The organism is Streptantibioticus rubrisoli, from assembly GCF_024436055.1.
GTDB classification, from domain to species: domain Bacteria; phylum Actinomycetota; class Actinomycetes; order Streptomycetales; family Streptomycetaceae; genus Streptantibioticus_A; species Streptantibioticus_A rubrisoli.
In genome coordinates this window covers 1-11074 of record NZ_JANFNH010000078.1, presented here as the reverse complement: position 1 = coordinate 11074, position 11074 = coordinate 1, and the positions used below count along the sequence as shown (strand labels likewise).

Here is an 11074-nt window from a genome sequence, read left to right as displayed (position 1 = left end):
CTTATTCCCTGCGCGTCAGCAACCAAGGCTCCACGACACCCAGCCCCCGCACGGGGCGGCGCCACATCGGCTGCAGCGCGAAGCGGTACTTCTCGTCCTCCGACGCCTCCGCCTCGGAGACCGGCGCGTCGCCGGAGGCGCCCAGCGCCTCGGCGAACTCGCCGTCCACCAGGACCGCGTCCCGCGGCGCTATCGAGGTCAACCGGCTCGCCAGGTTCACCGTCGTACCGAACACATCGCCCATCCGGGTCGTCACCGTGCCGAAGGCCATGCCGACCCGCAGCGCGGGCATCGTCTCGTCGCCGGTCATGGTCTCGATCAGCCGCAGCCCGATCTCGGCGGCGACCCCCGCGTCGTCGGCCACGAACAGCACCTCGTCGCCGAGGGTCTTGATCAGCCGCCCGCCGTGCGCGGCCACCAGATCGGCGGAGGTGGTCTCGAACGCCTCGACCAACTCGCCCAGTTCCTCCTCCTCAAGGCGGCGGGTGAGCCGGGTGAACCCGACCAGGTCGGCGAAGCCGACCGCCAGCCGACGGCTGACCGCCTCCTCGTCGTCGGCCCGGGCGATCCGGCTGGTGGCGGCGGCGAGCTGACGCCGCCACACGTAGACCAGGAACTCCTCCAGCTCCGGCAGCAGCAGTTCGACCAGGGGGTACGCCACCTCGGCCCGGGTCATCCCCGGTTCCGGCGGCTCGGTGAGGCCCTCGAGGAAGGAGTCGGTCTGCCAGTCGGCCAGCCGGGCCGTGGTCTGCCCGGTGGACCGGGCCACCTGCACCGCCATCGACTCGCTGAGCAGCCCGGCCTCCACCAGACCGGCGAGCCGCCGCAGCGCCAGGACGTCTGCCTCGGTGAGCGCCTTGGCCTGGCCGATGTCGGCGAAGCCCATCGCCCGCCAGAAGCGCGAGGCCAACTCCATCGACACGCCCGCGCTGCGCGCCGCCTGGAAGGGCGTGTAGGAGCGTTCGGCGCCCAGGATCATCTGCTCCAGGCGCAGCGCCAGCGGATTCTCCCCGTTCGCCGCCTCAGCCGCCTCAGCCGCCTCAGCCGGGTCAGGCCGCTGCGCCGACTCGCCCGCCGCTCGCCCGGCCCGCTGGTCCGGCGCCTCCCGCTCGTGGAACGCCGCCTGCTCGTCCGCTGGTCCGCGTCCGCCCGGCGGTTCCGGCGAGCCGAACTCACCGGCCGCGTGGTGCGGCGAGTTCGCCGCGTCGTCCGCGCTCACCGGCCGCCCCCTGCCTGATCCCTGATCACTGCCCTTCCGATCACTGGGGTCCCGGGCAACGCGACGGCTGACGCCGCGAGCCCTGGGGAACGTCCCGTCAACAATACGGCAGTGTGCCGTAGCTCACGCTCGCACCACCCCACGAGGCACCGCCGTCGGCCATCCGGCGGACCCTCACCGCTCGTCCCCCTGGTCCCGTTCCGCCTCGCCGCCCGCCACCTGCCGTACGTGCACCACATCGCCCGCGCCGACGGTTTCCTGCCGCCCCTCGGCGGAGATCACCAGCCGCCCGTCGGAGTCCACCGCCACCGCCTCGCCGACCAGCTGGCGCCCGCCGGGCAGTTCGGCGCGAACGGTGCGGCCGAGCGTCGCGCACCCGGCCGCGTACGCCTCCTGCAGGCGGCACTCGTGCGGGTCGCCATCCGCCGCCCGCCACCGCTCGTACCACTCGGCCACCGAGCGCAGCACCGCCCGCAGCAGCGGATCGCGGTCCAGCACCGGCGCACCGGCCAGGGCGAGCGAGGCGGCGGTGGGCACCGGCAGCTCGTCCTCGCGCAGGCTGACGTTGAGGCCGACGCCGATGACCAGCCCGGTGTCGTCGGGCCGCTCGGCCAGGATCCCGGCGGCCTTGCGCTCCTCGCCGCCGACCGTGACCAGTAGGTCGTTGGGCCACTTCAGCGCGGTGTCCACGCCCGCGGTACGGGAGATGGCCGCGGCCGTGGCGACCCCGGCCAGCAGCGGCAGCCAGCCCCACCGGTCCACCGGCACCGCGGGCCTGCCGTCCTGCGTCGGCAGGCCGGGCCGGAGCAGTATGGAGAAGAACAGACCGGAGCGGGCGGGCGCCGTCCAACGGCGCTCCAGGCGGCCGCGCCCGGCGGACTGCGCCTCGGCCACCAGCACCGCGCCCTCGGCGGCACCGGCCTTGGCGCGGGCCACCAGGTCGGTGTTGGTGGAACCGGTGTCCGCGACCACGTCCAACGCGGTCCACAGTCCCGGAGAGGTGAGCAGCGCACGGCGCAGCGCGGACTCGTTGAGCGGCGGCCGTTCCAGGTCCGACCAGCGGTTCGAGGAGGTCATACCCGCAGCCTAGGGGGCGCGCCTACGCAGTGTGGCCAACGCCGCAGTGCCCACCGCGCACCCGCGCCGTTACGCTACGACAGCGTTACCCGCCAGTCACCTGTGCCCGTACGAAACCTTCGACGAGACACCGACGAGAGCAGGAGAGCCGCCTGAGATGGCCGAGCCCGAGATCGACATCCACACGACCGCTGGAAAGCTGGCGGACCTGCACCGTCGGATCGAGGAGGCGACCCACGCGGGCTCCGCACGAGCCGTGGAGAAGCAGCACGCCAAAGGCAAGCTGACCGCGCGCGAGCGGGTCCACCTGCTGCTGGACGAGGGCTCGTTCGTGGAGTTGGACGAGTTCGCCCGGCACCGCTCCACCAACTTCGGCCTGGAGAAGAACCGCCCGTACGGCGACGGTGTGGTCACCGGTTACGGCACCGTGGACGGCCGTCCGGTGGCGGTGTTCTCCCAGGACTTCACGGTCTTCGGCGGTGCGCTGGGCGAGGTGTTCGGCGAGAAGATCGTCAAGGTGATGGACTTCGCGCTGAAGAACGGCTGCCCGGTCATCGGCATCAACGACTCCGGCGGCGCCCGCATCCAGGAGGGCGTGGTCTCGCTGGGCATGTACGGCGAGATCTTCCGCCGCAACACCCATGCGTCGGGCGTGATTCCGCAGATCTCGCTGATCATGGGTCCGTGTGCGGGCGGCGCGGTGTACTCGCCCGCGATCACCGACTTCGTGGTGATGGTCGACCAGACCTCGCACATGTTCATCACCGGGCCGGACGTCATCAAGACGGTCACCGGAGAGGACGTCGGCTTCGAGGAGCTGGGCGGCGCACGCAGCCACAGCACCAAGTCCGGCAACGCGCACCACATGGCGGGCGACGAGAAGGACGCCATCGAGTTCGTCAAGGCGCTGCTGGCGTACCTGCCGAGCAACAACCTCCAGGAGCCCCCGGCCTTCGCCGAGGAGGCGGACCTCACGGTCAGCGACACGGACCTGGAACTGGACACGCTGATCCCGGACTCCGCCAACCAGCCGTACGACATGCGCACGGTCTTCGAGCACGTGCTGGACGACGGCGAGTTCCTGGAGACCCAGGCGCTGTTCGCGCCGAACATCATCACCGGCTTCGGCCGGGTCGAGGGCCACCCGGTCGGCGTGGTCGGCAACCAGCCGATGCAGTTCGCCGGTTGCCTGGACATCGACGCCTCCGAGAAGGCGGCACGTTTCGTCCGCACCTGCGACAGCTTCAACATCCCGGTGCTGACCTTCGTGGACGTGCCCGGCTTCCTGCCCGGCACGGACCAGGAGTGGAACGGCATCATCCGGCGCGGCGCCAAGCTGATCTACGCGTACGCGGAGGCGACGGTCCCGCTGATCACCGTGATCACGCGCAAGGCGTACGGCGGCGCGTACGACGTGATGGGCTCCAAGCACCTCGGCGCGGACCTCAACCTGGCCTGGCCCACCGCACAGATCGCGGTGATGGGCGCCCAGGGCGCGGTCAACATCCTGCACCGCCGCAGCCTGTCGGAGGCCGCCGATCCGGACGCGCTGCGCCAGGAGTTGATCACCGAGTACGAGGACGCGCTGCTCAACCCGTACATCGCCGCCGAGCGCGGCTATGTGGACGCGGTCATCCCGCCGTCCACGACCCGTACCCACATCGTCAAGGCGCTGCGGACGCTGCGCAACAAGCGCGAGGCCCTGCCGCCGAAGAAGCACGGCAACATCCCGCTGTAACCCCCTTTGCCAGAAGGGGCGTTGACCGTACGGCGATCTCCCGGGGGACACCCCGGGGGGCCGCCCCCAGCCAGGGTGGGGGCGCCCGCCCTGGCACAGCAACCGAACGCGAGGCGAACGTCAGTGATCAAGGTCGTACGGGGCAACCCGACCCCGGAGGAGTTGGCCGCCGCGCTGGCGGTGGTACAGGCGCGCGCCGCGGCCGTTCCCGGTGGAACGGGCGGCGCGCGCCCGCTGAACGCCTGGGCCGACCCGGCACGCGCCATCACGCTGCGCCGGATACCGCGCCCGGGCCCGATGGCCTGGCGCAGCACGTACTGGCCGGTGTGATCCGACCGGGGCCGGTCCCAGGGCCGGTCCCGGGCTGACTACCCTGATGCCCATGACCGCTGCGCGCCCCCTCGTCCTCGCCTCCGCCTCGCCCGCCCGCCTCGGGCTGCTCAAGCAGGCCGGGCTGGATCCGAAGGTCATGGTCAGCGGGGTCGACGAGGACGCCATCAGCGCGCCGACACCGGGCGAGTTGGCCCGGGTGCTGGCCGAGGCCAAGGCGACCGCGGTGGCGGACGGGCTGACCGGCGGCGAACTCGTCGTCGGCTGCGACTCGGTGCTGGACCTCGACGGCGAACCGCTCGGCAAGCCACGGGACGCCGCCGACGCCACGGCCCGCTGGCGGGCCATGCGCGGCCGCTCCGGTGTTCTGCGCACCGGGCACTGCGTGATCGACACCGTGAGCGGTCGTCGGGTCAGCGAGACGGCCTCGACGACGGTACGGTTCGGCTCGCCCGACGACGCCGAGATCGCGGCGTACGTGGCCAGCGGCGAACCACTCCATGTGGCGGGCGCGTTCACCCTCGACGGCCGCTCGGCGCCGTTCATCGAGGGCATCGACGGCGACCCGGGCAACGTGATCGGCCTCTCGCTGCCGCTGCTTCGCCACCTGCTGGCCCAACTGGGCGTACGCATCACGGACTTGTGGGGCTGAGGTGCCCGGCGCCCTGAAGGGGCGCGGGGCTGTGTTCAGGTGCGGCTCCGCCGCGTGGGCGCGACCAGCCACAGTGGTGCCGCAGGCGATCGACGGCACACCGCCGCACTCCCAGCGGAGCTCACTGCTGCGCCGCCGTACCCCCGGATTCAGCCGGGCGCAGCCCGGCGTACAGCACGAGCGTGGCCACGACGAGGCCGAGCCCGACCATCATCGCGACGAACGCCAGCCACCCGATCATCCCGACAACCGCCGCGCCCAGCACGCAGTGCGCCACCGCGCAGACGATCAACAGGATCCGGGCGAACCGTCCGGGTGCGCGATCGGCCACGGCCGCCCGTACCGCGATCGCCGCACAGGTGAGCAGAAACAGCCCGATGAGCCCCGCGGCGACGAACGCCCCGGTCGACATGGCCGTGGGTGCCAGCCCGCCCAGTGACATGCTTTGACGTTTCACCGCCAACCCGAGCATGAGGTTGACGAACGCGATGGCGACCGCCTCGATGACCAGCACGCCCGCCGCGACCGCCGCCACCGGTCTGCGCATCAGCACCGCCCCCACTCGTTACCGTCGGCATCGCCAGCACGGACGCTACTAACGGGTAATGCTCCGGACAAGAGGCGTGCATAGGGGTTCTGTGGGGCTGCGCCGCCGTCAGCCCGCCGAGCGCCAACACCCGGCAAACTTTCCGCCCAGTAGTCGTGGAGTTCCCACAAAGAATCCACCGTGCACCTTCCGTCCCGGCACACCGCGCCAACTGCGCCACAGGGCCGGTGATCAGTGGCGAAAACCAGGCGTACCTTGGTCCGACAAGGGTTCAAGCGTCTCCCGGCCATGTGGCACCACCGTGCGTGTGGGCAAGGTCACCCATAGGGGTGGCTCGGCACGACGTGTCGGCAGTCCCTAAACTCACCTTGTTTCAAGGAGGGAGCCATCGTGCGTAAGGTGCTGATCGCGAACCGCGGTGAAATCGCCGTTCGTGTCGCTCGTGCTTGCCAGGACGCCGGGATCGCCAGCGTGGCCGTCTACGCCGAGCCGGACCGGGACGCGCTGCACGTGCGCACGGCCGACGAGGCCTACGCACTCGGCGGCGACACACCCGCCACCAGCTACCTGGACATCGCCAAGGTACTCAAGGCCGCCGCCGACTCCGGCGCGGACGCCGTCCACCCCGGCTACGGCTTCCTGTCCGAGAACGCCGAGTTCGCCCAGGCGGTGCTGGACGCGGGCCTGATCTGGATCGGCCCGCCGCCGCAGGCCATCCGCGACCTCGGCGACAAGGTCGCCGCCCGCCACATCGCCCAGCGCGCCGGAGCCCCCCTCGTCGCGGGCACCCCCGACCCGGTCAGCGGCGCCGAGGAGGTCGTGGAGTTCGCCAAGCAACACGGCCTGCCCATCGCGATCAAGGCGGCCTTCGGGGGCGGCGGACGCGGCCTGAAGGTCGCCCGCACCCTGGAAGAGGTCCCCGAGCTGTACGAGTCGGCGGTCCGCGAGGCGGTCGCCGCCTTCGGCCGCGGCGAGTGCTTCGTCGAGCGCTACCTCGACCGTCCCCGCCACGTCGAGACCCAGTGCCTGGCCGACACCCACGGCAACGTCGTGGTGGTCTCCACCCGCGACTGCTCCCTGCAGCGCCGCCACCAGAAGCTGGTCGAGGAGGCCCCGGCGCCGTTCCTCACCCCGGAGCAGAACGCCGAGTTGTACCGCGCCTCCAAGGCCATCCTCAAGGAAGCCGGCTATGTCGGCGCGGGCACCTGCGAGTTCCTCGTCGGCCAGGACGGCACGATCTCCTTCCTGGAGGTCAACACCCGCCTGCAGGTCGAGCACCCGGTCACCGAGGAGGTCACCGGCATCGACCTGGTCCGCGAGATGTTCCGCATCGCCGACGGTGAGGAACTGGGCTACGACGACCCGCCGATGCGCGGCCACTCCTTCGAGTTCCGCATCAACGGCGAGGACCCCGGCCGCAACTTCCTGCCCGCACCGGGCACGGTGACCCGCTTCACCCCGCCCGCGGGACCCGGCGTGCGCCTGGACGCGGGCGTGGAGACCGGCAGCGTGATCGGCCCGGCGTGGGACTCGCTGCTGGCCAAGCTGATCGTCACCGGCGCCACCCGCAAGCAGGCCCTTCAGCGCGCCAAGCGGGCGCTGGCCGAGTTCGAGGTCGAGGGCATGGCCACCGCCATCCCCTTCCACCGCGCCGTGGTCACCGACCCCGCCTTCGGACCCGAACTCACCGGCAGCACCGAGCCGTTCACCGTCCACACCCGCTGGATCGAGACCGAGTTCGTCAACGAGATCCCGCCGTTCGCGGGCGCGGTCTCGGAGGAGGAAGAGGCGGAGAACGCCCGCGAGACCGTCGTGGTGGAGGTCGGCGGCAAGCGGCTGGAGGTCACCCTTCCGGCATCGCTCGGTGTCGCCACCGCCGCCGCTCCGGCGGGCGCGAAGAAGGCCCCGCGGCGCAAGGCCGCCAAGAAGTCCGGCCCCGCTGCCTCCGGTGACGCCCTCACCTCGCCGATGCAGGGCACCATCGTCAAGATCGCGGTCGAAGAGGGCCAGGAGGTCAACGAGGGTGACCTGATCGTGGTGTTGGAGGCGATGAAGATGGAACAGCCCATCAACGCCCACCGCTCCGGCACCGTCAAGTCCCTCACCGCCGAGGTCGGCTCCTCGCTCTCCTCCGGCGCCGTCATCTGCGAGATCAAGGACTGACGTCCGACAACCGCATGGCCCGGCCGACGCTCGTCGGCCGGGCCATCGGTGTTCGTACGGTGAATGCGATTCTGGAAGCAGGGAGCCGGGGGCGGAAGCGGTACGGAAGGGTCGGGCGATGGCGAAGCCGATGCGGGCGGACGCCCGCCGCAACTACCAGCGGCTGGTGGCGGAGGCCAAGAGCGCGTTCCTCGAACAAGGCACTAACGCCTCGCTGGAGGACATCGCACGCCGTGCCCAGGTGGGCATCGGCACCCTGTACCGCCACTTCCCCTGCCGGATCGCCCTGATCGACGCGGTCTACCAGGAGGAAGTGGGCAAACTCGTCGCCTACGCCGCCGAACTGGCCGACGTGGACGACCCGTTCGAGGGCCTGGCGCAGTGGCTGCGGGCGGTGCTCCGGCACGCCAGCACCTACCGCGGCCTGGCCGCCGCCCTGATGGAGTCGGACCACGCACCCGGCACGGGCGCCACCATGACCGCGTGCAAGGTACCGATGCGCGAGGCGGGCGGCGCACTGCTGACACGGGCCCAACAGGCCGGGCTGGTACGCGCGGACGCGCACATCCCCGACCTGTTGCAGCTCACCCATGTCATCGGTCTGGCCGCCGAGAAGACCCCCGACGATCCGCAGATCGCCGAACGGCTCCTCACACTCACCCTGGACGGGCTACGGGCGAGGACCTGAACTACCGTCTGCGCGGGGCGAGATCGGCCACCCGGCCCGCGGTCGACTGCTCGGGCGGCAGCGGAGCGCTGCGCAGCGCCGCGCCCGGTTGCCCGCCGCCCGGCCGGACATGCCGCCGCGGGCCCGGTACCGGAACGTCTCTGCGGGGCCGACCGCCGCCCGTCTCACCGCCGTCCGACGGCGAAACGGAAGCGACAGTGATGCGCACGCCACAGTCAGCGAGCGCCTGTAGTTCGGTCGCCGCGCGGTCATCGCCCATCGGGGGCTCGTCGGTGACGAGATGGGTTATGACATCGGACGGCACGGTCTGGAACATAGTGTCCGTACCCAGCTTGCTGTGGTCGGCCAGCACCACGACCTCGGCGGCGGCCTGCACCAGCGCGCGGTCCACGCTGGCGGAGAGCATGTTGGAGGTGGAAAGACCGCGCTCCGCGGTCAGTCCGCTGCCGGACAGGAACGCCCTGGTCACCCGCAGCCCCTGGAGGGACTGCTCGGCGCCGCTGCCGACGAGTGCGTAGTTCGAGCCGCGCAGGGTGCCACCGGTCATGACGACCTCGACCCGGTTGGCGTGTGCCAACGCCTGTGCGACCAACAGCGAGTTGGTGACCACGGTGAGACCGGGAATGCGCGCGAGCCGACGGGCCAGCTCCTGCGTGGTGGTCCCGGCGCCCACCACGATGGCCTCGCCCTCCTCGACGAGACCGGCCGCGAGATCGGCGATCGCCGTCTTCTCCGCGGTCGCTAGATGGGTTTTCTGCGGAAAGCCGGATTCCCTGGTGAAACCGCCCGGCAGCACGGCACCGCCGTGCCGGCGGTCGAGCAGTCCTTCGGCCTCAAGCGCCCGCACGTCCCGCCGTACGGTCACTTCGGAGGTCTGGACGACGCGGGCGAGTTCACGGAGCGATACCGCCCCGTTCGCTCGCACCATTTCGAGGATCAACTGACGACGTTCTGCTGCGAACACGAAACTGACAGTAATGCCAACAGGCGTCTAGTTTCAGCAGTTTGCACCAATTAACAGAAGTTGTTCATGTGCGCGCCGCGCGAGTGCTATAGAACGAGCGAGCGCGGGCGCACTACCGTCGGTGACCGAGCGTCGGCTGTTACGCGTTGGTCGTCTTGCGGTTGTGCAACTGCCGTGCGACCTCGGCGAGCGACCCGGACAGCGACGGGTAGACGGTGAACGCGTTGGCGATCTGCTCCACGGTCAGGTTGTTGTCCACCGCGATCGAGATCGGGTGGATCAACTCGCTCGCACGCGGGGAGACCACCACACCGCCGACCACGATGCCGGTGCCCGGACGGCAGAACAGCTTCACGAAACCGTCCCTGATGCCCTGCATCTTCGCCCGCGGGTTGCGCAGCAGCGGCAGCTTGACCATCCGCGCGTCGATGACCCCGTTGTCCACGTCCGCCTGGCTGTAGCCGACGGTGGCGATCTCCGGGTCGGTGAACACGTTCGCCGACACCGTCTTCAGGTTCAGCGGCGCGACCGCGTCACCGAGGAAGTGGTACATCGCGATCCGGCCCTGCATCGCCGCGACCGACGCCAGCGCCAGCACACCGGTGCAGTCGCCCGCGGCGTACACGCCGGGGGCGGTGGTCCTGGACACCTTGTCGGTCCAGATGTGGCCGGACTCCTTCAGCTTGACCCCGGCCTCCTCCAGCCCGATCCCGGCGGTGTTGGGGATCGACCCGACCGCCATCAGGCAGTGCGTACCGGTGATCACCCGGCCGTCGGCCAGCGTCACCTCGACCCGGTCGCCGACCCGCTTGGCGGCGGCGGCCCGGGAGCGGGCCATCACGTTCATGCCGCGCCGCCGGAAGACGTCCTCCAGCACGGCGGCGGCGTCCGGGTCCTCACCGGGCAGCACCCGGTCGCGCGACGAGACCAGGGTGACCTTCGAGCCCAACGCCTGGTAGGCACCGGCGAACTCGGCGCCGGTCACACCGGAACCGACCACGATGAGCTCCTCGGGCAGCTCGTCGAGGTCGTAGACCTGGGTCCAGTTCAAGATCCGCTCGCCGTCCGGCAGCGCGTCCGGTATCTCCCTCGGGTGCGCCCCGGTGGAGATCAGCACGGCGTCCGCGGTCAGCGTCTCGGCCGATCCGTCGGCGGCGGTCACCGTCACGGTGCGCGAGCCGTCCGCCGCCTGCTGCGGCTCCAACCGGCCCCGGCCGCGCAGCACCCGGGCACCGGCGCGGGTCACGGAGGCGGTGATGTCGTGCGACTGGGCCAGCGCCAGGCGCTTCACCCGGCGGTTGACCTTGCCCAGGTCGACGCCCACCACTCGCGCGGCACGCTCGACCGGTGGCGTGTCGTCCGCCACGATGATGCCGAGCTCCTCATAGGAGGAGTCGAAGGTCGTCATGACCTCGGCGGTGGCGATCAACGTCTTCGACGGTACGCAGTCAGTCAGCACCGACGCTCCGCCCAGACCGTCGCAGTCGACGACGGTCACCTCCGCACCCAGTTGGGCCGCGACCAGCGCCGCCTCGTATCCGCCGGGTCCGCCACCGATGATCACGATCCGAGTCACGTGCTCCATTGTCCCGCAAGTGCGGGCCATCCTTCTCGCCGGGGGTTCCCCGGCGTCCCCGTCGTTTGTCGTTCCGCTGGTGGGGGGTGCGGGTGAGTGGCGGGGTTCGCCCACCCGCCC

General features: G+C 71.0%; 10 protein-coding genes. 5 read left to right on the top strand and 5 right to left on the bottom strand.

The annotated features are described in order from the left end of the window. Nucleotide 1 precedes the first annotated feature (1 nt). Entirely contained in the window at nt 2-1219 is a 1218-nt protein-coding gene (locus NON19_RS32465) for an adenylate/guanylate cyclase domain-containing protein (protein ID WP_255932868.1), read from the bottom strand. 174 nt (nt 1220-1393) lie between these two features. Then, nucleotides 1394-2296 carry a biotin--[acetyl-CoA-carboxylase] ligase gene (locus NON19_RS32460; RefSeq protein ID WP_255932867.1) on the bottom strand — a complete coding sequence of 301 codons (903 nt, stop codon included), beginning with the start codon at nt 2294-2296 and terminating at the stop codon, nt 1394-1396. A gap of 157 nt (nt 2297-2453) precedes the next feature. Here NON19_RS32460 and NON19_RS32455 point away from each other — a divergent pair, with 157 nt between their 5' ends. The 3 genes from NON19_RS32455 (at nt 2454) to NON19_RS32445 (ending at nt 5016) form a co-directional block, all read left to right on the top strand. After that, nucleotides 2454-4034, top strand: coding sequence for an acyl-CoA carboxylase subunit beta (locus tag NON19_RS32455; protein ID WP_255932866.1), 1581 nt, complete (start codon nt 2454-2456; stop codon nt 4032-4034). Between the two features lie 123 nt (nt 4035-4157). Beyond that, complete coding sequence (locus NON19_RS32450; RefSeq protein WP_255932865.1) at nt 4158-4364, top strand: acyl-CoA carboxylase subunit epsilon; 207 nt, start codon at nt 4158-4160, stop codon at nt 4362-4364. 52 nt (nt 4365-4416) lie between these two features. Beyond that, entirely contained in the window at nt 4417-5016 is a 600-nt protein-coding gene (locus NON19_RS32445; protein WP_255932864.1) for a nucleoside triphosphate pyrophosphatase, read from the top strand. 121 nt (nt 5017-5137) lie between these two features. Here the strand turns inward: NON19_RS32445 and NON19_RS32440 are convergent, their stop codons facing one another. After that, complete coding sequence (locus NON19_RS32440; protein ID WP_255932863.1) at nt 5138-5551, bottom strand: hypothetical protein; 414 nt, start codon at nt 5549-5551, stop codon at nt 5138-5140. A 402-nt stretch (nt 5552-5953) separates the two neighbouring features. Between NON19_RS32440 and NON19_RS32435 the strand changes: the two genes are divergently transcribed. Beyond that, a complete protein-coding gene (locus NON19_RS32435) occupies nt 5954-7726 on the top strand; it encodes an acetyl/propionyl/methylcrotonyl-CoA carboxylase subunit alpha (protein WP_255932862.1) in 1773 nt (590 codons plus the stop codon). Nucleotides 7727-7844: 118 nt separating this feature from the next. Beyond that, nucleotides 7845-8414 (top strand): TetR/AcrR family transcriptional regulator, encoded by a 570-nt coding sequence (locus tag NON19_RS32430; RefSeq protein WP_255932861.1) that lies wholly within the window; start codon nt 7845-7847, stop codon nt 8412-8414. A 1-nt stretch (nt 8415) separates the two neighbouring features. Here the strand turns inward: NON19_RS32430 and NON19_RS32425 are convergent, their stop codons facing one another. Both NON19_RS32425 and NON19_RS32420 read right to left on the bottom strand, forming a co-directional pair. Next, entirely contained in the window at nt 8416-9342 is a 927-nt protein-coding gene (locus NON19_RS32425) for a DeoR/GlpR family DNA-binding transcription regulator (RefSeq protein WP_372514377.1), read from the bottom strand. A 175-nt stretch (nt 9343-9517) separates the two neighbouring features. Beyond that, the gene (locus NON19_RS32420; protein WP_255932859.1) at nt 9518-10963 is read right to left on the bottom strand and encodes an NAD(P)H-quinone dehydrogenase; all 1446 of its coding nucleotides are present in this window, start codon (nt 10961-10963) and stop codon (nt 9518-9520) included. Between the last annotated feature and the right edge of the window lie 111 nt (nt 10964-11074).

Coding starts and splice junctions, on each gene's coding strand:
- NON19_RS32430 (WP_255932861.1), top strand. CDS start 7,845: ATGGCGAAGCCGATGCGGGCGGACGCCCGCCGCAACTACCAGCGGCTG.
- NON19_RS32460 (WP_255932867.1), bottom strand. CDS start 2,296: ATGACCTCCTCGAACCGCTGGTCGGACCTGGAACGGCCGCCGCTCAAC.
- NON19_RS32445 (WP_255932864.1), top strand. CDS start 4,417: ATGACCGCTGCGCGCCCCCTCGTCCTCGCCTCCGCCTCGCCCGCCCGC.
- NON19_RS32425 (WP_372514377.1), bottom strand. CDS start 9,342: ATGGTGCGAGCGAACGGGGCGGTATCGCTCCGTGAACTCGCCCGCGTC.
- NON19_RS32420 (WP_255932859.1), bottom strand. CDS start 10,963: ATGGAGCACGTGACTCGGATCGTGATCATCGGTGGCGGACCCGGCGGA.
- NON19_RS32455 (WP_255932866.1), top strand. CDS start 2,454: ATGGCCGAGCCCGAGATCGACATCCACACGACCGCTGGAAAGCTGGCG.